At 61.0% G+C, this 22,688-nt stretch carries 19 protein-coding genes and 2 tRNA genes; 10 read left to right on the top strand and 11 right to left on the bottom strand.

Annotation, left to right across the window (positions count from 1 at the left end; genetic code table 11):
- Window positions 1-31: 31 nt before the first annotated feature.
- Entirely contained in the window at window positions 32-1,303 is a 1,272-nt protein-coding gene (locus tag AC0L3E_RS00330) for an extracellular solute-binding protein (protein WP_127330826.1), read from the bottom strand.
- Between the two features lie 85 nt (window positions 1,304-1,388).
- Here AC0L3E_RS00330 and AC0L3E_RS00325 point away from each other — a divergent pair, with 85 nt between their 5' ends.
- From AC0L3E_RS00325 to AC0L3E_RS00315, 3 genes are all read left to right on the top strand, one after another.
- On the top strand, window positions 1,389-2,282 hold the full coding sequence (locus AC0L3E_RS00325; RefSeq protein ID WP_473603865.1) for a helix-turn-helix domain-containing protein: 894 nt from the start codon (window positions 1,389-1,391) through the stop codon (window positions 2,280-2,282).
- Window positions 2,283-2,601: 319 nt separating this feature from the next.
- A tRNA-Phe gene (locus AC0L3E_RS00320) sits at window positions 2,602-2,677 on the top strand.
- Between the two features lie 212 nt (window positions 2,678-2,889).
- Window positions 2,890-4,095: a tyrosine-type recombinase/integrase gene (locus AC0L3E_RS00315; protein WP_473603864.1), complete on the top strand. Its 1,206-nt coding sequence runs from the start codon at window positions 2,890-2,892 to the stop codon at window positions 4,093-4,095.
- Between the two features lie 359 nt (window positions 4,096-4,454).
- Here AC0L3E_RS00315 and AC0L3E_RS00310 read toward each other — a convergent pair whose 3' ends face one another.
- From AC0L3E_RS00310 to AC0L3E_RS00295, 4 genes are read right to left on the bottom strand one after another with little or no spacing between them, the layout of a single operon-like run.
- Window positions 4,455-6,137 (bottom strand): UvrD-helicase domain-containing protein, encoded by a 1,683-nt coding sequence (locus tag AC0L3E_RS00310; RefSeq protein WP_473603863.1) that lies wholly within the window; start codon window positions 6,135-6,137, stop codon window positions 4,455-4,457.
- Window positions 6,134-8,071, bottom strand: a complete 1,938-nt coding sequence (locus AC0L3E_RS00305; RefSeq protein ID WP_473603862.1) for an ATP-dependent nuclease — start codon at window positions 8,069-8,071, stop codon at window positions 6,134-6,136. The genes AC0L3E_RS00310 and AC0L3E_RS00305 overlap by 4 nt, the downstream gene beginning before the upstream one ends.
- A 15-nt stretch (window positions 8,072-8,086) precedes the next feature.
- A complete protein-coding gene (locus AC0L3E_RS00300; RefSeq protein ID WP_473603861.1) occupies window positions 8,087-9,781 on the bottom strand; it encodes a hypothetical protein in 1,695 nt (564 codons plus the stop codon).
- Between the two features lie 44 nt (window positions 9,782-9,825).
- Window positions 9,826-10,881 (bottom strand): dsDNA nuclease domain-containing protein, encoded by a 1,056-nt coding sequence (locus tag AC0L3E_RS00295; protein WP_473604357.1) that lies wholly within the window; start codon window positions 10,879-10,881, stop codon window positions 9,826-9,828.
- An 847-nt stretch (window positions 10,882-11,728) separates the two neighbouring features.
- Between AC0L3E_RS00295 and AC0L3E_RS00290 the strand changes: the two genes are divergently transcribed.
- The 3 genes from AC0L3E_RS00290 to AC0L3E_RS00280 all read left to right on the top strand — a co-directional run bounded on the left by AC0L3E_RS00290 (window position 11,729) and on the right by AC0L3E_RS00280 (window position 13,486).
- Window positions 11,729-11,980: a helix-turn-helix transcriptional regulator gene (locus tag AC0L3E_RS00290; RefSeq protein WP_473603860.1), complete on the top strand. Its 252-nt coding sequence runs from the start codon at window positions 11,729-11,731 to the stop codon at window positions 11,978-11,980.
- A 65-nt stretch (window positions 11,981-12,045) separates the two neighbouring features.
- Window positions 12,046-12,303 (top strand): helix-turn-helix domain-containing protein, encoded by a 258-nt coding sequence (locus tag AC0L3E_RS00285; RefSeq protein WP_473603859.1) that lies wholly within the window; start codon window positions 12,046-12,048, stop codon window positions 12,301-12,303.
- Window positions 12,296-13,486 (top strand): tyrosine-type recombinase/integrase, encoded by a 1,191-nt coding sequence (locus AC0L3E_RS00280; RefSeq protein ID WP_473603858.1) that lies wholly within the window; start codon window positions 12,296-12,298, stop codon window positions 13,484-13,486. The genes AC0L3E_RS00285 and AC0L3E_RS00280 overlap by 8 nt, the downstream gene beginning before the upstream one ends.
- A 107-nt stretch (window positions 13,487-13,593) precedes the next feature.
- On the opposite strand, the gene AC0L3E_RS00275 is transcribed toward AC0L3E_RS00280, so the two are convergent.
- Window positions 13,594-13,669: transfer RNA gene (locus tag AC0L3E_RS00275), tRNA-Ile, on the bottom strand.
- A gap of 135 nt (window positions 13,670-13,804) precedes the next feature.
- On the opposite strand from AC0L3E_RS00275, the gene AC0L3E_RS00270 reads away from it, so the two are divergent.
- Complete coding sequence (locus AC0L3E_RS00270; RefSeq protein WP_128307554.1) at window positions 13,805-14,515, top strand: SIMPL domain-containing protein; 711 nt, start codon at window positions 13,805-13,807, stop codon at window positions 14,513-14,515.
- Between the two features lie 243 nt (window positions 14,516-14,758).
- Here the strand turns inward: AC0L3E_RS00270 and AC0L3E_RS00265 are convergent, their stop codons facing one another.
- Window positions 14,759-15,115, bottom strand: a complete 357-nt coding sequence (locus tag AC0L3E_RS00265) for a hypothetical protein (RefSeq protein ID WP_127326311.1) — start codon at window positions 15,113-15,115, stop codon at window positions 14,759-14,761.
- 254 nt (window positions 15,116-15,369) lie between these two features.
- Window positions 15,370-15,816, bottom strand: a complete 447-nt coding sequence (locus AC0L3E_RS00260; protein ID WP_127318366.1) for a YcgN family cysteine cluster protein — start codon at window positions 15,814-15,816, stop codon at window positions 15,370-15,372.
- A gap of 198 nt (window positions 15,817-16,014) precedes the next feature.
- Between AC0L3E_RS00260 and AC0L3E_RS00255 the strand changes: the two genes are divergently transcribed.
- Both AC0L3E_RS00255 and AC0L3E_RS00250 read left to right on the top strand, forming a co-directional pair.
- A complete protein-coding gene (locus AC0L3E_RS00255) occupies window positions 16,015-18,072 on the top strand; it encodes an OmpA family protein (RefSeq protein ID WP_473603857.1) in 2,058 nt (685 codons plus the stop codon).
- Between the two features lie 305 nt (window positions 18,073-18,377).
- Entirely contained in the window at window positions 18,378-18,893 is a 516-nt protein-coding gene (locus AC0L3E_RS00250; RefSeq protein ID WP_127269030.1) for a TIGR00645 family protein, read from the top strand.
- A 125-nt stretch (window positions 18,894-19,018) separates the two neighbouring features.
- On the opposite strand, the gene AC0L3E_RS00245 is transcribed toward AC0L3E_RS00250, so the two are convergent.
- The 3 genes from AC0L3E_RS00245 to AC0L3E_RS00235 form a co-directional block, all read right to left on the bottom strand.
- Window positions 19,019-19,885, bottom strand: coding sequence for an SDR family oxidoreductase (locus AC0L3E_RS00245; protein ID WP_127326308.1), 867 nt, complete (start codon window positions 19,883-19,885; stop codon window positions 19,019-19,021).
- Between the two features lie 110 nt (window positions 19,886-19,995).
- Window positions 19,996-20,631: a helix-turn-helix transcriptional regulator gene (locus tag AC0L3E_RS00240; RefSeq protein WP_128364826.1), complete on the bottom strand. Its 636-nt coding sequence runs from the start codon at window positions 20,629-20,631 to the stop codon at window positions 19,996-19,998.
- An 8-nt stretch (window positions 20,632-20,639) separates the two neighbouring features.
- Complete coding sequence (locus tag AC0L3E_RS00235) at window positions 20,640-21,512, bottom strand: S1C family serine protease (RefSeq protein WP_473603856.1); 873 nt, start codon at window positions 21,510-21,512, stop codon at window positions 20,640-20,642.
- A gap of 168 nt (window positions 21,513-21,680) precedes the next feature.
- Here AC0L3E_RS00235 and AC0L3E_RS00230 point away from each other — a divergent pair, with 168 nt between their 5' ends.
- A complete protein-coding gene (locus tag AC0L3E_RS00230; protein WP_352582650.1) occupies window positions 21,681-22,628 on the top strand; it encodes a S1C family serine protease in 948 nt (315 codons plus the stop codon).
- Window positions 22,629-22,688: the final 60 nt, after the last annotated feature.

Here is a 22,688-nt window from a genome sequence, read left to right as displayed (position 1 = left end):
TCTCCCCTTGTGGGAGAAGGAGAAGCGGTGGTCACGACTTGACGGGCAGTCCGGTCGCCGCCGCGATCTGGCTTGCGGCATCGTCGAGTGCCGTCTTGGCGTCGGGATAGCCGCCGGCCAGATACTTGGTCTGCACGGCGCGGACGATGATTTCGGCGTCGCTCTGGAACTGCGTGCCGCGGCTCGGAACAACCTTCGGCAAGGTGCCGAGAATGTCCTTCCACACCGCCTGGCCGCCCCAATAGGGCAGACCTTCCGAGACGTAGGGGTCATTGAGCGCCGAGATCAGGGACGGCACCAGGCCGAACTCCTTCAGCATCGTGATCTGGCCTTCATTGGTTCCGAGCGTGTATTTCAGATAGGCGTAGGCGGCCTCCTTGTTCTTCGACACCGAGGTGATAGCCAGCGAGGAACCGCCGAGATTGGCGGCGCGCGGCCCGTCGGCGGTAAGGCTCGGCATCAGATAGACGCCCCATTTGCCGTTTTCACCGGCAGATTCGGTGCGAATGGTGCCCTCATACCAGCCGCCATAGATCTGGGTGGCGACGGTGCCGGCGGTGTTGTTGGTGATCTTGGTGCCCCAGTCGGCCGACGAGATGATGCCGGCGTCCTTCATCTCCTTGACCTTGGTCATGGCATCGACGCATTTGGGCTGGTTGACCGTGATCGATTGTCCGTCCTCGGAGAAATAGGCGCAGCCCTGTTCGTTGGAGATCATGCGGAAGAATTCCGAGTCACCGTTGAAATCGGCATTGGTCATCGAGACGCCAGGATTGGCGGACTGGATCTTCTTGCCCGCGGCGATGAAATCGTCCCAGGTCTTGATCGAAGCCGGATCGACGCCGGCCTTTTCGTAGAAATCGCGGCGATAGAACGCGGCAACCGGGCCGGAATCCCACGGCATCGCGTAGGCCTTGTCGCCCACTTCCAGCTCGGTGCGCTTGAAATCGGGGAACTTTTTCTGGTCGTCGGCTGTGTAGCCGAGCGTATGCAGGTCGACGAAGCAGTCGGGGAACTGGCTCCAGTAATTCTCGGCCTCACCGTTCTCGACGGTGACGATGTCGGGCAGGCCGACGCCGCCGGCGGCGCAGCCGGCGATCGACTTGTCATAGGTCGGCTGGTTGCCGAGATCCTGGACGGTGACCTTGACGTCGGGAAATTGCTTGTTGAAGCCGGCAATGGTCGCCTTCAGCGATGAAGCCGCGACATTCCAGCTCCAGATGGTGATTTCGCCGGATTGCGCGAAGGCCGGGGCTGAGCCCAGGGCAAGCGCGAGCGCGGCGCAGGTCATTGTGATGCGCATTGAAATCCTCCCATTTCATTTGCTCTCTCACTGTGAGCGTGGCTAGACTATGCAGTGGGCAAGGCCTGTCGCCGTCAAAAGGAATATGAAATTGGCGGAAAGTAAGATGCCTGAACGGCCGTTCTACCAGCCTGGGGCCAGCAGCGTGGAAGGCCTTCCGCTGCTCCTGCAGATGTTTCACACCAATCCGTTGGTGATGCTCAAGCCGCACTGGCACGCCCAGGTCGAGGTTAATTTCATCGTGCGCGGCAGCGTGCATTACCGCATGAACGACCACGAGATTTCGCTTTCGGCCGGCGAGATGTGCCTGTTCTGGGGTGGCCTGCCGCACCAGATGGACGATTTGTCCGACGACGCCATCTATGCCGGGGCGCATCTGCCGCTGGTGCATTTCTTCCGGCTGCACCTGCCCACGGATATAAGGCACCGGCTGATGACCGGCGCGACACTGGTGACATCAGCCACCGACCAGTCCGACAACCATAATTTCGAGCGCTGGAACCGCTACGCCCGGTCCGGCGACCAGGCCAAGGCCGAACATGCCGTCAACGAATTGCTGCTGCGGCTGGAGCGGGTGCGGTTCGAGCCCTACCGGCTGGTATCCGCAACTCCGAACGACCAGGAAACAGGCAGCCCCTTCGACCAGCAATCGTCGCGCAATGTCGGTCGCATGTGCGATTTCATCGCCGAAAACTTCCTCTACGACATCGATTGCGTGAACATCGCGGCGGCCGCCGACATCCATCCCAAATATGCCATGAGCCTGTTCAAGAAATCCACCGGCATGACGCTCAACGAGTATGTGAACCTGTTGCGGCTGAGCTATGCGCAGGCGCTTTTGATGCATCAGGACGCCAATGTGCTGCGCGTCGCCATGGATTCGGGTTTCGGCTCGCTCAGCGCCTTCAACAAGTCGTTCCGCAAGCTCGCCGGCATGTCGCCCTCCGATTTTCGTAGAGGCGTGACCGGCGCCAGATAGGTAGCGGCGACCAATGCGGGTCTGAGCCGCGAAGCATTGTGCGCCTCGATCGCCGGCTAAAGGCAGTGCCACGGCATGTCAGCCGGCAACAGCGGCACGGACAGGGATGGCGAAGGCCGCATCGTGCCATGCCGTGCCCGATTCCGGCCCGCAAGCGGCATGGAAACCGGGGCACCGCACGGCGTCGCTTTTCCTGCCTGAAATCGCCCACTAGGCGCTGGACAGGCCGAATTCCCGTGCTATAACCCACGCGCTTTCAAGGGGCGCCCCACGGCGCCTCAATGAATTCCGGTCTGCGAGTTTTCGTTTGCCGGAACAGGCCCAGATAGCTCAGTTGGTAGAGCAGCGGACTGAAAATCCGCGTGTCGGTGGTTCGAATCCGCCTCTGGGCACCATCCCCTCTTCTCTCGACATTCCCTTTCGCCGAATCTTCTACGCTTCTATTTCGGCAAACAGCTGAAATCATTGGAGATTTTGTCGCGCAAGGCGCGATTGGTCGGGTTTTGTGGAATTGCGGCGTAATTGGTCCAACGAGGCGGAGGGCTGGTATTTTCGCTGGTATCGGCGATCCTGATGGTATCGAAACAGCCAAATGGAGGCCCCGAAAATGGCCCTTTCCGACGTGAAATGCAGAAATGCCCGACCCGCTTCAAAGCTCGTGAAATTGTCTGACGGTGGGGGGCTTCAGCTTTGGGTGCAGCCTACCGGATCTCGCCTCTGGCGGGTCGCCTACCGCTTTGACGGCAAGCAAAAACTGCTAGCGCTGGGCAGCTATCCCCTTATCTCTCTCGCCGAGGCGCGGGAGGCGCGCGATACCGCCAAACGTCTCCTCCTACGTGGCATCGACCCCGCACAGGAGCGTAAGTCGCAAAAAGCTTCAGCAGAAGACACCTTTCGCTCAATCGCGGAGGACTATGTCGACAAGCTGAAGAAGGAGGGACGTGCCGACCGGACCATCACCAAAGTCAAATGGTTGCTCGACTTTGCCTATCCAACGTTTGGGGACAAAAGCGTTCGGGAGATCGATCCGGCCACAATTCTTGCCGCTCTCCGCAGCGTGGAGGTTCGCGGTCGATACGAGTCGGCCAGGCGACTGCGCTCCACCATCGGCAGCGTGTTTCGATATGCAATCGCAACCGCACGCGCCGATGTAGATCCGACGATCGCCCTGAGGGGAGCGCTCGTCGGTCCGACGGTCACGCCGCGTGCCGCGGTTACCGATCCAAAGCCCTTGGGAGGCTTGCTGAGGGCGATCAATGCATTTGACGGACAGCCTACAACGCGAGCCGCCCTGAAGCTGATGGCCTTGCTGTTCCCCCGCCCCGGCGAGTTGCGCGCGGCCGGATGGGACGAGTTCGATTTCGAAAGCTCGGTGTGGAGTATCCCTGAAGGACGCATGAAGATGCGACGGCCGCACCGCGTACCTCTTTCCAGGCAGGCCGTCAGCGTCTTGACCTCACTTAGAGAAATCTCTGGTGGTGGATCGCTGTTGTTTCCTAGTGTTCGATCGGGTTCGCGTCCGATTTCCGACAACACGCTTAACGCCGCGCTGCGTCGTTTGGGTTACGGCAAGGAAGATGCTACCGCGCATGGCTTTCGAGCAACGGCATCAACTTTGCTAAACGAATGTGGAAAATGGCATCCGGACGCCATTGAGCGGCAGCTGGCCCATGTTGAAAACAATGACGTTCGTCGCGCCTACGCTCGGGCAGAGCACTGGGACGAGCGCGTCAGGATGATGCAATGGTGGGCCGATTATCTCGATGACCTAGAGAGCAAAAATGCGCGAGGTGAAAATTTTTTCCGGGGTTGAAGACCGCCAAAACTGGATGGCCCGTGGTGTGGCGAACCCAATGACCAATACGAAGACTCATTTGAACCCGTGGCACCGATCCTGTCGAAATCAAGGCTCCAGGCTCTGCGACTTGGCCTGAAAGCCCTTTTCACAACCTACCCAGCAGGTCCTATGCGGAAATCTGCGACAAGTGCTGGGCACAGGCACAAATCCCCAGATGCGATCGTCTGCGGCCGCGGGTTGCTGCGTGAGAGACTTTCGTACGGCTGACGGCACCCGAAACTCTTCAGTGGTTATCGACGCATGTTCGTGGTCCTGAAAGCGGACGTTGCTCCCGATCCCGCGGAAATTCTTGTCTGTGTCATCTGCGATAGCATTCAGAAGAGAGTGAGTGGAGGCTCTTCGGGTTCGGGCTCTGTATAGGCCAGGAACTCGGCATGCGGAAATCGGTTGACGGACCAGTTCCCTGCGCCCGGCGGACGCGCACGTGTGCTGCAGGTGGTAAGGAACAGTCGCTCCTTCGCCCTCGAACAGGCGACGAAGAATGCCCGGCGCTCCATCTCGGCATTACCCCAGAAGGTCTGCTCTTCGACCCCGAGCACTATGACCGTTCCGAATTCGAGACCCTTGCTTTTGTGGATCGTCATCACCCTTACGGCCCGGTCGGTCGAAAAGGCCTCGAGTGCCTTGACGATGTTCGGCTCGGCGGCCAACTGCTCATGCAGGAGGTCCACACATGTGCCGATAACCTCCTCAAGCCTTCCGGCCCGGGCATACTCGGGAGAAAGCGCCACAACTGTTTCCCTCCCTAGAGCAGAAACGAGGGCCTCCGCGAGCGCGGCCAGCGCATCCCGTGCGGCCAGGTCAAGCTGCCCCAATCTAATCCGTTTTCTCGTTTCGTCGACGAAGGCGTTCCATTTGCCGCGCGCTCGGTATTCGTCATCTTCGTCGAGGTCCTGACCGTAAACGACCAAATCCAGCAATCGCTTGAAGGCCTCGGGATGCGGGCCTCCGACCGTGACGAGAAGCAGGTCTGTCAGTAACACGCATGCTGGCTCGGCTCCCGTGCTCTGGGACTGATCTTCAACACGGAAGGCGATGTGCGCGTCCCGCAGCGCCTGACGCAGCTTACGACCGTAGAGATCCTCGCGCCTTGATATCAGTATCGCGATCTCTGACGGATCCCCGCCCGCGTCAATCCAGGCCTGAATGCGCGCAGCGAGCGTCGTCGCTTCCTCTGCATCATCCTGGAAGCCGAGGACCTCGATCTCCCCCTCTTCGCCCACGATATCGGAGTCGTCGACGGCTGCGTCCGCATCCATCACCTTTACCATCGCGTTCTGCATTCGGCGCAATACGGGCGCGGACCTAAAGTTCTGGTAGAGGTGGAGAGTCGTGGCGTGGAAATCTTCGGCGTAGGCCTCGAAGATGCCGTCCATGGCGCCGGCGAAACCCATAATGGATTGCTTGACATCCCCTACGGCTACGAGTTGCGCGCCGGTCTCAAGGAAACAGGCCTTGATGAGGCCGTACTGGAGATCGGTGCAGTCCTGGAACTCGTCCAAGAATACCTGGCTGTATGTTTTCCTCAGCGCGTTCCGCGCGATCACGCTGCCCTCGACGATCGTCTTCGCAAGAGGGATCATGTCGCTGAACGTAATCGACTGGCCCTGGATGCGAGCCGGCCCGACGGAGAAGTCCGCAGCCAGCACGTCCTGCCCGGTGAGCGCGAGGCGGAACTGCTGGATTATGCGGAGTGCGAAGCCATGGAATGTGAAGCTGTCGAAGCGTTCCGCAAGCTGGTGGCCGCACCGACGCCTCACGCGCGCCTTGAGGTTCGTGCTGGCATCGACCTTGAAGGAGATCGCAAGGATTCGCTTTGGGTATCTGCAGCTTCGCGTGCGCAGGAGAAAGTCGGCGCGTTGCGCGAGCATCTCCGTCTTGCCGGCTCCCGGTCCGGCAGTGAGCGCTAGGTTGGCTTGGGTCTCTGTTGCTGCCGCTAGGGCATTGGGCTCCAGAACGAACCCGTCCGAAGGCTTCCAATGTTCCGCACGGATCATTCAGGAAGATTTCCCAGCATCGTCCTCACGCGTTCGAGAAGTCGTTCGAGGACGTCCGGCATGTCGTCGCGGAGTTGCTCGTCGGTGAGGCTCGCCATCGCCTCGATATGAGATGAAGGTTTGCTTCCGAGCTGGAACTTGGAGTGATAGGCATCGAAGTATGAAAGCTCCGCGGCGACATAGTCGTGGGTGTTTCCGTGCGACTTTCCGAGAACCTGCGTGGTCGTGGCCGCATCCGGCACTTCGCGGTCTGCGTCGGCGATGTCGTATTGGTCGCTGAACGCAGTCATCATCATGAAGTCGAGATCGAGCGGAGCCGAGAAGAACACGTCGTGTCCCTCGAGCCGCGCGAGCCATCCCTTATCGTCGGAGACGACGGAGTCGTTGCTGTTCCACGCGGGTATCGAGGCTAAGGAAACTCCGTCGATCTCACTCTCCGGCGCCAGTCCGTAGTCGGAAAGCTTGTTGGCGGCGTTCCGTATCCTTCCCCATCCGCCCTGATAGCGACCGGCATCGAGATCCAGTAAGGTCACGAACGGGATCCCTAGGCCGCTCAGCAGTCGCCAGAAATGGTTCACGTGCCGGCCGCCCAACGGGACCACAGAGATCGACACATCGTCGGCAAGGATTTCTTTCGCTGCCAGAAGGCGGGGCAGTACGATTTCTTCGCTGTCGCCTTCTCCAAGCACGACGAGCCTGGAAAAGTACAATTCGGGGAACGCCTGGACCGCCTCGCGGACGAACTTCCTTTCCTCCGTTCCGGTAGCTGGCAGCCTGATGGTCCTAACCATGGTCGTGCGGTCGGAGGCCAACCTCAGGTATCGGACGTATCCGGGAGGAATCCGGCGCATCATGGCTGGTGAGTGCGTTGCGAATACCGCCTGTCCTGCGACGCCCTTCCCGAACTCTTTTAGCACCTTCACGACGCGCCCAAGATAGTGAGGGGAGAGGCTATTCTCGGGCTCCTCGATCGCGATTAAAGTGAAGACTGCGGGCCGAAGCTTGTCAACATCGAAGGCGCCGTCGAGGTCTCCGGCCATGGTCTTGATTCCGATCTCGTGCATTCCCAGTACGATCGAGAGGTAGAGTAGCGATTGCTGTCCGTCGCTCAGCCGCGAAAAGTCGACCAAGTTCTCACCGTGGCCGGGTGTGAAGTCGATGCTGAGATGCCGGAGCAGTCGTTCGATATCACTGCGGGCGAAGGAGATCGATGGATCCTTGAAGAAATTGCCCTTGTGCAGAGCGCTCCAACGATCGGAAAGCGCCTGCGTCATGCCATCGATTGCGGCGTTCGCTGAAAGCGTATTGCTAATCTGCTGGGTGAGGTCGCCTATCTGCTCCTTTTGCGCCGACCAGTCCGCAGCCCGCAAGGCGCGTCCTATAAGGGCGTTGGCCGAATACGAGATGTGGTCGGCAGGATCACGGCGGGCAGGAAGGTAGTGTACCTGGATCGCATTCCGCTCCTGCTTCGAGACCCTGCCTTCGGTTGCGGGTTCCCCATGTTCGTCGACAGCGATCACGTATGTGAAGCGCTCTTCGATGTCCTCGTCGCTATCCATCTCGGCAAGCAGCCGGTAGCGTACTTGGGCAGGCCCGGTTTCGCCCATCAGCTGCATGTGGGTGAACTGCGTGGGTACGGCGGGATCATCGTCTCCGTTCGCTTCAAGGTCCGGGAACTCGAAATCCGCTTCGAGCCAAAGGACTCGTGATGCTGGCGCGTTGGCGGAATCCTCGTCGTATGGGACATGGAAGTCGGACTTCCGGATCCGGCGCTCCGCGGGGTCCAAGCTGAACATACTTGCCAGGGCCTGAAGTACAGTGGTTTTACCCGCGCCGTTCGGCCCGAGCAGGAAAGTGGTGTCGTTGAAGGTGATTTCCTTCGCTTCGGGGCCGAATGAGCGGAAGTTGTAGATGCGGAACCGAACAAGCTTCACCGTGTCCTCCCGCGCCTAGGTCATCTGGTCAAGAAATGGTCGGAAGCTGGCCGCTACGGAGCCATATCTGTCAGCGGTGAGCACGGCACCCTTCTCGTGAAAGGTTATGACCTTGCCGTCAACGATCTCCTGATCGTGGAGCGAAACGGTCCCAAGGATCGTCTGTCCGTCCTGGGGGCGGCTTTCCACGATCAGCGAGATCATCGCCGCGACGTTTCCGGCATCCTGGTCCTGCTGGTTGGGGCTGTCGATAACCATCGGCGCCGTGAGAGCCGTCGAGAACTTGAAAATGGTTCGCATCAGGGCGAGATGGTACGACAGGACCGCGCGCGGTAGGTCGCTGCCTGTGTCGTTGATTTTCCGGTCGATCTTCGTCACCGAGTCGTGGTCAATGTTCTGTACCGCCAAGGCATTGAGGAAGTTCAGCATCTCAGCCGCGTAAAAGGCCTCGATCTCCTTCTTGCGCTTCCGGGAACCCTTCTCGAATTCCTTGAGCTTGTCATCGGCCGCCGCGATGTGGCCTGCGATGCCGGCCATCTGTTCCGAAAGTTCGAACACCTGGGCGTCCAGCATAGCCCGGGCGCTCCTCCGGCTTTCGGCCTTTATCACGTCCTCAAGGGTGAGGTCGCCCCGCTTGTGCGCGAGGATTCGCGAAATCTCCTCCATGGTGTGGTCGGCCTCCAGCATGGAGTTCTCGATCACTTTCGCCTTGGATGCGATAATCCTCATGCGCTCGAGACAGTCGCTGACGAAATCGGAACAGGCCTCGCTGTCGTCGACGATGGCAAATTTGTTGGCGAAATTGTTCTGGTGGACCGTACCGCAGGTCGGACACATTATCTCGCTGTCGTCCACTTTCGACACCCAGCGGAAATCCTCGTCGAATTCCTTCGCGGCGGCGGTTGCGATTTCCATTTGCTCGCGGACTATCGAGCGTTCGTCAACCAGGACGGTCAGCTCTGCGGCACGTCGCTGTCGTGCGTCCCTCAACGTCCGGAAGCGCAGGAGCAGTTGCTCGATGGAAGCCTCATGTTCGACTCTATTCAGTTCCAGACCCGTGAAATCAGGTTCCAGGCCAAGCTTTGCGATGGCGTTTTCGACGGCCTTCTTGTCGCGCCCGACCTCATCCCGTTCGATCATGGCCTTCCGCTTTTCGGCGGTCAGTTCGTAAAATTCGTTGGAGCGGATACCGGAATGGAACTCGACGACGCTTTTGCGGACGCCGGGGTATTGCTGGATGTTGTCGAACGATTCCAGCGTCTGGCCCCAGCCGTTGTCCTGATCGATGTAGAACGGCAGCAGGGCGAAGGCCGGAGGCGGCGTCCCTGACGAGCCATTCTTGTCGGTAAGGACCAGCCGGAAGTTCACCAATTCGGCAAAGGCGGGTCCCAGCTCTGAGGTGATGCTCGTGGTCGACAGCATCACCTTTGAGTCCTTATCGAACAGCGCGATCCTGGAACCGTCGCGGAGAATGAAATGACGGTTTCCGTCGACAGTGAAGGTCACGAGCGCCTTCACCTTCGCACTCTTCCAGGACGGGTGGGTCTTGGTCGATGCGCCGAACGCCCAATACAGGCTCTTTATGACCGAGGATTTGCCGACGTCATTCTCGCCGTTGATCACCGTCAACCGAGGGTGGAACTCCACCGTCTTCGCTCTCTTCTCGATCGTCGACAGGAGCTCTAACTTCTCGAAGCGCAAGTTTTTCATTCTGTCGCTTTCTCAGATTACGGACGAGGAGTCGGAACCTGGCACTATCCGACATAACAGTACTCGTAGAGCATGATCGCCCTCAGGTAGTCATTGGACAGGAGCCCGTCGCTTGACCAATGGGATGCGATCTTCCGGACCTCCGGAAGCGCGGCGTCGAGCATTTCCATCAGAGATCTGCCTGTATCCATATGCGGCACGACCAGCTTCTTCACGTCGCCTTGGAACTTCAGGGCAGACGCGCCAAGCCTGCTCTTGCGCTCGATATCGTAGGAGAAGAAGTGCGGCTTGATCGCTTGTGCCTCGGTGATGCTGGCAAACCAGCCCGAGACCTCAGACCATTGCACCCGGTTCTCATTCTTATCCTTCAATTCCTTGAGCCACTGCTCCATGTCCACCCGGGTCACGAACTTCGATTTCAGCAGCGCCGGAAGGTCGCTTATGTCCGAGAGCTGCCTCGACCGCCTGCGGCACTGGTCGACGAGCATGAGAGCGAACGCCCTCGGGCCGATGTTGTCGAGGCCCGTCTCATGGTGGATGAACGTGGTAACCTCGCCAAGTAGGGCCTTGTCGAAGCTCCCGAGGTTGAACGGCGAGTATGAGAAGCTGAAGAGGCTCAGATGCTCTTCCTTGAACGAGCCTTCTTCTGCCTGCAGTGACTTGAGGAAGGATTCGAGGTCCTTCTTGGGAGCGGCCGTGAAGGAATAGTCCTTGTGATCGTTCCCGAGCGCCGGACACGGCTGGTTGCTGACGAAAACCAGGCGTTGTGCGACCGCGCCAAACTTCTTCCGGTTCTCGAACATCCGCCATGCAAACGAAGGGGTGTGGACGCCCTTTACCTTCTTCCTCGCCGCGATCCTGTTCAGCGTCCAGTCTTTGGCCTTGTCGGTCTTGACCTGGTAGAAGGAAGCCTTGTCGGAGCTGTCTGAGCCCTTCAGCTCGACGATATCATCATGGAACTCGAATCCGACGGCGTATGGTTCACCGCCAGAGTGGAGCACCATCGCCCGCGATAGACCCCAGGCAGTCTGATAATCCAACCGCTCGATGGCGACCTTGCCGCCCCCTGCGGCGTCAGGGATCGTAAGTAACGACGTCACAACCGACAATGCATGCCCTCCGATTCAATCTTTGGATTGAACTGCCCCGAGCGGTTATAGATGTGCTCTTTAGATTCACACAAGTTGCTTCTTCGCTCTTGAGTCATTCCCATACAGAAAGTCGCTGCTAAAGAGTGTCATGAGCATAGCGCGGGTGCATCGGTTGGCGCCGGCTCGCTTACCTAACGCGAATTCAGGGAGGTCGGTTGGACAGAGCTGTCGCTTTCGGAGGTCGCGAATGCGACGTCTAAGACGAATCGTTCTGGGCTATTCCGTTTTCGTTCCGGCGTATGATTACGACATGGCCTGGCACTTCGCGGATGACGGCTCCAGTACAATTCCGGCGCCGATGAATGGAGCTCGTCATGCCGTCCGTCATTGGCCTGCGGGTCGCCAAAGGCGATCCCTGGAGCGTTCTCAATGTCTCCAGTCTTTTGGTCTGCCCGCCGAGCACGGTGCATAGAGCACACGTCGGCTTGTAGGGCAGGATTTTGGAGATCTCTACAACTTAGATGCAGTGCTTATTAGATGCAGTGCTTTTCTCATCTTGGCTCAGCGAAGCGGCTAGGCAGTTCTCGACCCCAAACGGACTCTGGTGGCTCTCTGATCGCCATTCCCGGCGAGGGGTGCACTGACCTGCAGCACAACCAGCTTCCCTCCCTTGATCCCTCCCTTGATCCACAGTTCCCACCGTTATTGCCAGTTTACGCCGCACGAACTAGTCAGGCCGCTTCCGCTTACCGAGGCTCTTCTTATTTTAAGCGCACGATCCCATAGCTGCGAAATGGCAACAAACTGTGTGCTTCGATACCTACAACCCAGGATTCTTAGGGCCGAGGCAGCGTCCATGAAGAGTGACGCAATCTCGTATGCCCCACGAGGGCTATCGCGCGAGGAAGCAGCTCGTTACGTCGGTGTCGGATCGACGCTTTTTGACGAGATGGTTGCCGATGGGCGGATGCCCAAGCCTAAGCGCATCAACAGCCGTGCCGTCTGGGATCGTATAGCTCTGGACATAGCTTTCACTTCTTTGCCGGACAAAGATAGCGGCCTTCAAGAGCTGTTGGAACGAAGCAAACGGGACCTAGAAAAAAGGTAGACACTACGCTCGTTGTCTGTACGCTGCAGGCGTAGTACAATGTTACTTTGTTCGGAAGGCATAGTGTGAACGAGAATGAGAAACTTGCGCAAGAAGTGAAAGCTTGGCGGGCCAAGGGCGCGGTCACTGCCGAAGCCGCGGCCAAGGCGCTGGGAATACCGAAGCGCACCTTGGAAGGCATAGAGCAAGGCAGAGGGTTCCCCTACCCGGTGCTCCTGCGCGTTGCCATCCAAAGTAAAACCCTTTCGCTACAAGCGATGCTGGAGAACTCCCCGCGAGTTGATCAGCGGCGGCAGAAGTCTGGAAGGAAAGTTGATGGCTAGGCCCTTCAAGGACGCGCGCTATCCTGGGCTCTCTTCGCGTCTCAAGAATGGCAAGGTGGTTTATCGCTACCGTGCAAAAGGCATGCCTGAAATCCACCTTCCCGGTAAGCCAGGAGATCCCGAGTTCGAGGTGGCTTACGAAAAGGCCACGCAGGGCCAACATAAGAATGCAGTTATTATAGATTTGCCCGGTCGGGCACTGCCAAAAACGTTTGGCCATGCCGCGCGTCGACTTGAGACCACGATGGAGTGGCTGGATTTTGATGAAGCAACGCAGCGGAAGAATGCGCGACTGATCGAGCGCTTTCTCAGCCTGCACGTCGATCCTGCCTATCCGCTGACGTGGCGCGAAACGCCAGTCGAACACCTCGACGCGGATCGGCTTCGCGCCATAATTGAAGGCATCTTCAGAACAAACCGTACGGTCGCCAAACACATGTTGGTGGCCATAAAGAAGCTTGTATGGGTCGCGACCGACATCGAAAAATGGATAAAGCCGCAGGATGATCCCTCGTTGTCCATCCGCGTGCGAGTGCCTAAGTCGACCAAGAACCCGGCTTGGCCAATCGCGATGCGCGAAAGGTTCGAGGAGCGGCATCCTATCGGCACCCCGGCACGCACTTGCTATGCACTCGGCTTCTGGCTTGGAAATCGTCGCGGCGATATCGCTGCGCTTGCGTGGGATGATCTTCTAACCGAAGAGATCGAGCTGTTCGACGGCTCGCTGGTGCTAATCGAGGCCTTTGATTTCCGACAGAAGAAGAACCGCAACCGCCACGGCGGGCGCGAGATGTTCATCCCAGTCGTAGACAAGCTAGCAGCGGTCTTGGAGCCGCTTGATCGATCGCAAGGCGGCACCGTCTTAAAAAACGCGTATAGCAGGTCATTTTCTGAAAAAAGCCTGACGGGCATGATGCAGCACTGGACCCGGCAGGCCGGAATCCCCAGCGGTTACACGCTTCATGGCCTGCGCCGTACCTTCGGCACTTACCTCGCTGAGTGCAACATCCAAGCACGCGCCATCATGGAGGCGATGGGCCACTCATCGATGGTCGTGACAGACGAATATGTCCGCGAGGCTAACAAGAAGCGGATTGCGGTCGATATTGCCCGTGCCATCAACGATCGCGAGACCAAACGCGACGCCATGAAACGGCGGGCAAACCTCCGCATCGTCAGATAATCAAATCGAGTCGGAACAAACCGGGACCGCGCTCTTTGCTTTGGGCCCATAATGGGCCCAAAAAGTTTTGGGCCCAGGGCAATTTTTGCCAATACAATCAAAGGTCATGGTGGGCCCGGAGGGACTCGAACCCCCAACCAAGCGGTTATGAGCCGCCGGCTCTAACCATTGAGCTACAGGCCCCACGCGGGCTGGATTAATGTTTTTCGCATCGCGGCACAAGGCTTTCCCGACGGGCTTCCGCAGATCGCCCAAATCAACCCATAATCGCGCTCTACGCGACCCCTTGCGACTTGATCGCAGACCAAGGAGATTTTCATGACCAGACATCTTTTGCCTCTCGCGCTCGCCACTGCAATCGCTTTTCCGGCGATGGCTGGAGCCACCGATCTGCCGACGCCGCCCCGCATCATCGTGTCGGGCGAAGGCGAAGCAACCGTAGCCCCTGATCTGGCGGTCCTGACGCTGAGCGTCATGCGCGAGGCCAAAACCGCGCGCGCCGCGCTCGATGCCAACAATGACGCCATGGCCGCCGTGATCGCGGCGATGAAGTCCGCCGGCATCAAGGACCGCGATCTGCAGACCGCTGGCATCCAGATCAACCCGCGCTACAACTACACCAACAAGCCGGACGGCAGTCAGGAAGCCGAACTCGTCGCCTACCAGGTGACCAACACGCTTTCGGTGCGGGTGCGCGACGTCGACAAGACAGGCGAGGTCCTCGACAAGGCGGTGTCGCTGGGCGTCAACCAGGGCGGCGGCATTGCCTTCACCAATGACAACCCGGCAGCCACGGTCACCGAGGCGCGCAAGAAGGCGGTCGCCGACGCCATGGCCAAGGCCAAGACGCTGGCCGAAGCCGCCGGCGTCAGCCTGGGCCGGGTGCTCGAGATCACAGACCAGAACATCAGGCCGGCGCCGATGCCGATCAATGCCAAAGCCTTCGATGCCGCGGCCGGCGCGGCTCCGGTACAGGCCGGTGAGAACGCCTACAATGTGCAGGTCACCGTCACCTTCGAACTGAAATAAGCGGCTCTGACGATCCGTGGCTGAGCCTGGCCACGGCAATCATCAACCAATAGCGTGCATGAAAAAACCCGCGGGATTGCTCCCGCGGGTTTTTTCGAGCCACACCCTTCAAACGGAAAGGGGCTCGGCTAGTCCAGACCAATCTTCGCAGAAGATTGTGTCTCCCGGCTGATCTTCGTAGAAGATCATGCCGCCGGCTGATCCTTGCAGAGGATCATGCCTCTTGATCGGCCAAACCCGAGCTTAGCGATAGATGACCGGGCAGCCGCGCTCATTGGCGAACACCACCACGACACGGTCGCCATCCTGGCGGCCCGCCACTTTTACCGTACGACGGTTGACGTCGACGATCCGGACGCGGTGGAGGCCCATGCGTTCGGCCTTGTCGAGGGCGCGGTCCGGCGAGCAGCCACGGCGCCAGTTGCCACGGCGCTCGTCACGGCGATGGCGATAACCGTCGTCACCGGTATAGACGCCGAAACGCGGGTCGTTGTTGTTGCCGAAGCCGAGATAGAGGCTGTCGGCGTGAGCGGGAACGGCCGCCAGCGTGCCGAGACCGACCAGGGCCGAAAGGGCTGCCGTCTTGATCGTGTTGAACATCGTCTTCTCTCCTTTTTGCGGGCCTTCGCCCGTCCTCGTGAACCGATGGTGGGAGAATGCGCCTGCCTGTCTGAACTCTTTACGAACCTGCCGTTCATCTCCGGTTCATATGGCGGGAAAAGGAAAGTTCCCGCCATTCGCCGTCGTCCCCAGCCCTCGGTGAAGGCCAGAACGCCTGACTCGGCGCCCGGTTCCGACCCCGCGGATTGGCCGAATGTCTTCAAACGCCAGGCTCTTGCTCACCGCCGCTGGTCCTACGGCTCCTCGTCCAGCACATAGTCAAAATAGTCTTCCGGCTCGGCAAGATCGGTTTCGCTCGCCTTGACCCGGCCGCGCATCGAGATGCCGGCTTCATGCACGGTCTCGGCGCTGCCCGACACCAGCCGGTGCCACCAGTAGAGGTCGCGGCCCTCGGCCACCAGCCGATAGGCACAGGTGCTGGGCAGCCAGCTGATGGTTCGCACATTCTGTGGCGTCAGCCCGACGCAGTCGGGAACGCGCGCCAGCCGGTTGACGTAGTCCGAACAGCGGCAGGTCTCGGCATCGAACAGCCGACAGCCGACGCTGGTCCAGTATATCTCGCCGGTGTCCTCGTCCTCAAGCTTCGAAAGGCAGCATTTACCGCAGCCGTCGCACAGCGATTCCCACTCGGCCGGGCTCATCGCCTCCAGCGCCTTGGTTTTCCAGAATGGCGTTTCCATTTCCGGGATGTGGCCCCAGCCGCGGGCAAGGTCAAGCGCGGCAATGGTCGCAAATTGCGGCTACCGCCAGGTGAATGACATGAAGTTGCCTTCAAAAGGTCGGTCAATCGCCCCGTACGGCCTCTATCCGTGCCAGACTGGAACCAATCGGCACAAGATCGGTTTCGGCAAGGATGGGACCCCACAAGGAGAATTTCGATGAAACGCCAACCACGGATTCTGGCAGGCACGGCACTCGGCCTGCTTATGGCATCCGCGCCGTTGGGCGCGTTCCCGCTTCAGGGAAGTGTCGCGTCCGGCCTTGCCCAGCGCACGGCAGCCCCATTCATCCTGGCGCAAGCAGCATGCGCCGAAGGCGAAGCCTGCGCACAACAGCAGCAGGCGGAACCCGAACAGAAGCGCGAGCGCAAGAAGGCCGAGCCTGAACAGCAGGCCGCGCCTGCCCAGAGCGAACAGCCCGCCGAGGAGCAGCAGCCACGCCGGAAGAAGCGCGACCAGCAGCAGCAGGCTGAGCAGGCGCCGGCCGAACAGGCCGCTCCGGCCGAGGAACAGCAGCCGCGCAGGAAGAAGCGCGACCAGCAGCAGCAAACCGAGCAGGCGCCGGCCGAACAGGCCGCGCCAGCCGAGGAACAGCAGCCGCGCAGGAAGAAGCGCGACCAGCAGCAGCAGACCGAGCAGGCGCCGGCCGAACAGGCAGCGCCAGCCGAGGAACAGCAGCCACGCAGGAAGAAGCGCGACCAGCAGCAGCAAACCGAGCAGGCGCCGGCCAACCAGGCGGAACCAGCCAACGACAACCAGCCCGGCGAGCAGACCAAGCCGCGCAAGAAGAACAGGCAGGACCAGCAGGCCCAACCTGAAGTCGCCCCGGCACCGAAAGAGGCTCCCGCTGGAGAGGCGACGGCCCCTGCCGGCGAACAGCCCGCGGCCCAGGGCGAGCAGCCCCAGGACACGACGAAGAAGCGTGTCAGGAAACCTGTTGGCGAGCAGCCGGCCACAGCCGAACAGCCAGCCACCGGCGAACAACCGGCCAATGGTGAGACGGCAGCACCGGCACAGGGCGAAAACCCGGTGCAAGGCGAAGCACCGGCCGATCCAAACGCCGCTCCCATCCTGGACAGCCAGAAGGACGCCGAGCGCAGAGGCGGCCGCAAGCAGGGCGACAAGATCGTCCCCCAGGATGGCGAGCAGCAGAATGGCGGGCAAAATGCCCAGCAAGGTGGCGATCAGGGCCGCAAGCCGGTGGCTGCTCCCATCGACCAAGGTCCGCCGCCCACCGACGACAGGGCCGCACAACAGGAGATCAAGCCCGAGAAGATCGCGCCGGTGACCGAGGAAAAGGGCACGCGCGTAGAGCGTGCGCCCGATGAGAACGTCCGTGACCGCCGGCGTCCGAAAGGCGTCGACGTCGTCAGGGAACTCGGCGACCGCGTCATCCTGCAGTTCAACAACCAGACATTCGTCGAGAGCAATGACGCCCCGCGCATGACCCGCGGCGCCAGGAACGTCTACTATGAGGATCTGTCGGGCGACCGCACCCGGGAAATCGTCGAGCGTGACAACGGTGTTCAGATCGTCACCATCCGCAACCGCTATGGCGACGTGATCCAGCGTTCGCGCATTGCGCCGGATGGACGCGAATATGTGCTGAGCTATGTCGATGAGCGGCACTATGAGGACGACAGCGACTGGCGCGATCCCGGCGATGATCTGCCGCCGATGCGGCTGACAATCCCGCGCGAGGAGTACATTCTGGACTCCGAGGATGTCGAAGATCCGGACGACTACTACACCTTCCTCGAACAGCCACCGGTGGAGAAGGTCCAGCGCCTCTACTCGATCGACGAGGTCAAACGTTCGGCACGCGTGCGCGACATTGCACGGCGCGTCGATCTCGACACGCTCAACTTCGAATTCGGCTCGGCCTCGATCTCCGACACCGAGGTGCAGAAGCTCGAGGGCGTCGCCACCGCAATGGAGAAGCTGTTGAAGAAGAACCCGGCCGAGACCTTCCTGATCGAAGGTCACACCGACGCCGTCGGCACACCGGAGGCTAACCTGGCTCTTTCCGATCGCCGCGCAGAATCGGTGGCCGAGGCCTTGACCAACGCCTTCGGCATCCCGCCGGAGAACCTGACGACACAGGGCTATGGCGAGGAGTATCTGAAGGTCAATACGTCGGCGCCGAACCGCGAGAACCGGCGCGTCGGCATTCGCCGCATCACCTCGCTGGTGGCACCTGTGGCCAGCAACAATTAGGTCATGATTTCAAAACCATGACCCGGTTTGTGGAATCGGCACGAGAAACATCCATCCCCGGCACCGCCGGGGATGGATGGATGTGACGGGTTCAACAAGAATTGTACGGGCATTAGACACGGCTCATTGAATCGCGGGCCCAGCCACCCCAGATTCGGGGCTGGGCGTTCCCTGCCCCGTCCCGACTCCAGCGGGACGCATTGAACCCCGCCGGACCTTGTTCGGCGGGGTTTTTTGTCTTGCAAACGGTGGCGGCCTGGCCGAATACGGCCATTGTCTGAGAGATAACCAGCCGGAATCATCCCATGAAGCGTCTCGAACTCGCCATCGAATCGATCATTCTCGCTTCACGCTGGTTGCTCGTCGTTTTCTATATCGGCCTGGCCCTGGCATTGGCCGTCTATGCGCTGTCATTCGGCAAGAAGCTTTATGAGTTCATTACCCTGGCGTTCACGCTCGGTGACACCGACACTATCCTCAAGATGCTCGGCCTGATCGATGCCGCACTGGTTGCCTCGCTGGTGGTGATGGTCATCATCTCGGGCTACGAGAACTTCGTCAGCCGCTTCGACGACCAGGAGGGTGGCGTGCACTGGCTGGGCACCATCGATGTCGGCTCGCTGAAGGTCAAGGTTGCCTCGACCATCGTCGCCATCTCGTCCATCCACCTTTTGCAGGTGTTTTTGAACTCGTCGACCTACACGACCGACCAGCTGATGTGGCTGACCATCATCCATCTCGCCTTCGTCGTCTCGGCCCTCATGCTCGCCTATATCGACCGGCTGATGGGCCTCGGCAAAGGCAAGAAGGATGAGGCGTAAGCAAGCGCCTGCCGGACCTTGAATCACCCCGGCAGGGTTTGCGCACTATCGCTTTGTTTGAACTAGGCTTTGCCGTGGCTCAGCCACGGCGGACGGCTTAGCTCGACGCTCACAATGACGCAGATCTAGTAGATGCTCTTGATCTTGCTGTCCGTGCGGGCAAACACCTCGTCAGGGACAAAAAAGTCACCGGCCAGAGGCCCTGTCGCACCTGGCGCATAGGCTGAAAAGTCGCTGACGCCCTCGGCGCGCAGCACCTCCTCGTCGATGTAGAAATTACCTGTTGTCTCGCGCGCCGGGCGCATGAAGATGGCATGCGCGGCGTCGGCCATGATGTCGGGCAAACGGCTCATCGCCGCCACCGTCGCGCCGCCGAGCAGATTGCGCACCGCCGCCGTGTCGATGGTCGAGATCGGCCACAGTGAATTGACGGCGATGCCGTCCTTGGCGAACTCCGCACTCATGCCCAGCGTGCACATCGACATGCCGAACTTGGCCATGGTGTAGGCGACGTGATTCCTGAACCACTTGGCCTTCATGTCGAGCGGCGGCGCCAGATTCAGGATGTGAGGATTTTGCGCCAACTTCAGGTGAGGAATGCACATTTTCGAGACCAGGAAGGTACCGCGCGTGTTGATCTGATGCATCAGATCGTAGCGTTTCATGTCGGTCTCGAGCGTGCCGGTGAGTTGGATGGCGCTGGCATTGTTGACGCAGATGTCGATGCCGCCGAATTTTTCCACGGTCCTGGCGACCGCCTCGGCCACCTGCGCCTCCTCGCGGATGTCGCACAAAACAGGCAGCGCCTTGCCGCCAGCCTGCTCGATCTCTTCGGCAGCGCTATAAATCGTGCCCGGCAGCTTCGGATGCGGTTCGGCGGTCTTGGCCGCGATCGTCACATTGGCGCCGTCGCGCGCCGCGCGCAGCGCGATCGCCAGCCCGATGCCGCGCGACCCGCCGGAGATGAACAGCGTCTTTCCCTTGAGCGACATTTCCTTGCGCCTCCCTTGCAACACAACAGGCGCAAACCTTTGCGCGGCAGGCGACCGCAGCGCAAGACCCGACACGCTGGACACCGCGTTACGCAGCGTAGGGTTTATGGCTAAACCAGCACCAGCCCTTGGCGCATCGCAATGGCAATCGCGTCGGTGCGGTTGGCGGCGCCGAGCTTGATCAGGATTGCGGCGACATGGAACTTCGCGGTGTGCACCGAAATGTTCAGCCGCCGCGCGATCACCTTGTTTGGGGCGCCCTCGGCCAGCAGCGCCAACACTTCCGCCTCGCGCGGCGACAGCGTTGGGCGGGCGGCATGCTCGTCGGAGGCCTCCTCCTCGAACGGCTCGCCATCGCCGGCACGGAAATCCTCATGGCGTCCGCTTCCGCGCTCGCCCGAGACGCGATAGCCGGCCGCGGCCAGCCGCGCCGCCGCGGCGATCAACAAATCCTCCGCGCCAGCGGACATCACGGCCAGCACCTCACCGGCGGGCCGCTCGCCGCCAGCGCGTCCGGTCAGCAGCACCCGTGGAATGAGGGCCGGCACGCCATCAGCAATGCTGTCGTCAACGATGGCGACGTCGGCTCTTCCACCGCCGGCCACGACCGGCAGCAGGTCATCGCTCGCGGCCAGCGAGGCCGCCAGGCGCTCGGCGCGTGACGCATCGCCAAGCGCAATCAGCACCACCAGCCGCCGCGAGACGGCACCGTCATGCATGATCCTGTCGCTGGTGAGCGTGTCCATGGATGCCCTCAGCTCAGCGGCTTTTCGCCGATTGTCAGCACGACATCGCGCTGTTCGCCGCCGCGCACGACACCGAGCGTCACCGAAGCGCCGGCACTGTCGGGTCCGAGCCTGCGGATCAGGTCCCGCGGGCCGTGCACCGCCTCACCGTTCCACGCCACGATGATATCGCCAAGAGAGAGACCGGCGGCCTTGGCGGGACCCTCGTCATCGAGGCTCATCACCATTGCGCCCTGCGCGTCGCGGTCGCGTACCGGATGCAGGCCGGCGCCGAGATAGCCGCGCGCGACATGGCCCTTTTCGCGCAAGGTCGCGACCGCCCGCTCGATCGTCTCGTAAGGCATGACCAGCGCCCGGTGGCGCGGTCCAAACAACAGCATGCCGATCAGCGCACCCTTGGCGTCGAGAACCGGGCCGCCCTCGAAACGGCCGCCGGCGCCGACGGCAAGATTGATGCGCCGGTCGATGGTGCCGCCGCGCATCGAGCGCCAGGCCGGACCGACTTCGCCCACCGAGCCCGAAACAGCCAAAGCCGAACCGTCACTGCTGCCGATGGCAATGGCGATGTTGCCCGGCCGCACCGCATCGGCCTTGGCCAACGGCGCGGCGCTGACGGCCTCCGCCGGCTTCAGCAGGGCAACACCGGTCGAAGGGTCGCGGCCAACCAGCTCGGCCTTCACCGTTACCCCCGAGGCCAACACCAGTTCGATCTCCTCGCCGGCCTCGACAGCCTCTTCAGCGGTGACGAAATAGCCGTCACGCCAGTGGAAGGCGCTTGCCGTGCGGTGATGATGCGTAGCGAATCCAGCCGTTGCCGGCGCGGCCTTGGCGGCGAGATCGGCGACGGCTTGCGAAAACGCGCTCAGATTGAAATCGCTCATAATGGTCTCCTGGGTTCATCCATGCCCCAGATATCGCTCGACAGCGCGTCCGCGGGTACTCGCCTGACGGCTAGTTGCCGGTTTGACTGGCCATCTGGTCAGGTCGCTGCGGTTCCAGCCGCTCCGCACATATAGTCACGATCAAGCCTGAACACACGGAGCCCTCCCATGGCCCTCGCCGCCGCCAAATTCCAAACCGATGATACGCTGCTCGACGCCTATTCGACGACGGTTGCCGACGCGGTCGACCGCATTGGTCCGGCCGTCTGCCGCATCGAGCGCGTTGGCGGTCAGGGCGGCCATGGCTCCGGCTTCGTCATTGCGCCGGACGGGCTGGTGGTCACCAACTTCCATGTCGTCGGCGATGCCAGGACAGTGCGCGTCTCGATGCCGGACGGCGCCTCGAGAGAGGGTCGTGTTCTTGGCCGCGATCCCGACACCGACATCGCGCTGGTGCGCGCCGACGGCAGCTTTGCCGACGTCGCACCGCTGGGCGATTCCAAGCGGCTGCGGCGCGGCCAGATCGCCATTGCAATCGGCAACCCGCTCGGTTTCGAATGGACCGTCACCTCCGGCGTCGTCTCCGCGCTCGGCCGCTCGATGCGCGCCTCCACCGGCCGGCTGATCGACGACGTCATCCAGACCGACGCAGCGCTCAATCCCGGCAATTCCGGCGGACCGCTGGTATCGTCGGCCGGCGAGGTCATCGGCGTCAACACCGCCATGATCCATGGCGCACAAGGCATCGCCTTCGCGGTTGCCTCCAACACCGCCAATTTCGTCATTTCCGAGATCATCCGCTTCGGCCGCGTGCGCCGGGCCTTCATCGGCGTCTCGGCCGACACCGTCAATCTGCCGCGACGCGCCGCGCTCCTGTCGCAAGTGTCGACCAATACCGCGGTGCGGCTGCGCAGCGTCGAGAAGGATGGCCCGGCGGCCAAGGCCGGCTTGAAGGAGGGCGACATCATCGCCGCAATAGACGGCCGCCCGGTCACCGGCGTCGACGACCTGGTGCGCGTGCTCGACGCCGAGCGCATCGGCCGCGAGACACAATGCACCGTGGTGCGCCGCACCGGCGTCAGCCAGGTGACGGTGATGCCGGTTGCGCGAAGCTAGTGCAGTCACCCAGAAGTGTGCCGCGGTTCTGGGACAACGACATGTATCAAGACAAAGACT

It is taken from the genome of Mesorhizobium sp. WSM4822, from assembly GCF_055811155.1.
The sequence above is the reverse complement of the archived record's forward strand: the minus strand, read 5'-3'. Positions and strand labels throughout refer to the sequence as shown.

What these genes read in the sequence shown, in the direction of transcription:
- AC0L3E_RS00330 (WP_127330826.1), bottom strand. Translation starts at nt 1,303, where the DNA reads ATGCGCATCACAATGACCTGCGCCGCGCTCGCGCTTGCCCTGGGCTCA.
- AC0L3E_RS00325 (WP_473603865.1), top strand. Translation starts at nt 1,389, where the DNA reads ATGAAATTGGCGGAAAGTAAGATGCCTGAACGGCCGTTCTACCAGCCT.
- AC0L3E_RS00315 (WP_473603864.1), top strand. Translation starts at nt 2,890, where the DNA reads ATGGCCCTTTCCGACGTGAAATGCAGAAATGCCCGACCCGCTTCAAAG.
- AC0L3E_RS00310 (WP_473603863.1), bottom strand. Translation starts at nt 6,137, where the DNA reads ATGATCCGTGCGGAACATTGGAAGCCTTCGGACGGGTTCGTTCTGGAG.
- AC0L3E_RS00300 (WP_473603861.1), bottom strand. Translation starts at nt 9,781, where the DNA reads ATGAAAAACTTGCGCTTCGAGAAGTTAGAGCTCCTGTCGACGATCGAG.
- AC0L3E_RS00290 (WP_473603860.1), top strand. Translation starts at nt 11,729, where the DNA reads ATGAAGAGTGACGCAATCTCGTATGCCCCACGAGGGCTATCGCGCGAG.
- AC0L3E_RS00280 (WP_473603858.1), top strand. Translation starts at nt 12,296, where the DNA reads ATGGCTAGGCCCTTCAAGGACGCGCGCTATCCTGGGCTCTCTTCGCGT.
- AC0L3E_RS00270 (WP_128307554.1), top strand. Translation starts at nt 13,805, where the DNA reads ATGACCAGACATCTTTTGCCTCTCGCGCTCGCCACTGCAATCGCTTTT.
- AC0L3E_RS00265 (WP_127326311.1), bottom strand. Translation starts at nt 15,115, where the DNA reads ATGTTCAACACGATCAAGACGGCAGCCCTTTCGGCCCTGGTCGGTCTC.
- AC0L3E_RS00260 (WP_127318366.1), bottom strand. Translation starts at nt 15,816, where the DNA reads ATGGAAACGCCATTCTGGAAAACCAAGGCGCTGGAGGCGATGAGCCCG.
- AC0L3E_RS00255 (WP_473603857.1), top strand. Translation starts at nt 16,015, where the DNA reads ATGAAACGCCAACCACGGATTCTGGCAGGCACGGCACTCGGCCTGCTT.
- AC0L3E_RS00250 (WP_127269030.1), top strand. Translation starts at nt 18,378, where the DNA reads ATGAAGCGTCTCGAACTCGCCATCGAATCGATCATTCTCGCTTCACGC.
- AC0L3E_RS00245 (WP_127326308.1), bottom strand. Translation starts at nt 19,885, where the DNA reads ATGTCGCTCAAGGGAAAGACGCTGTTCATCTCCGGCGGGTCGCGCGGC.
- AC0L3E_RS00240 (WP_128364826.1), bottom strand. Translation starts at nt 20,631, where the DNA reads ATGGACACGCTCACCAGCGACAGGATCATGCATGACGGTGCCGTCTCG.
- AC0L3E_RS00235 (WP_473603856.1), bottom strand. Translation starts at nt 21,512, where the DNA reads ATGAGCGATTTCAATCTGAGCGCGTTTTCGCAAGCCGTCGCCGATCTC.
- AC0L3E_RS00230 (WP_352582650.1), top strand. Translation starts at nt 21,681, where the DNA reads ATGGCCCTCGCCGCCGCCAAATTCCAAACCGATGATACGCTGCTCGAC.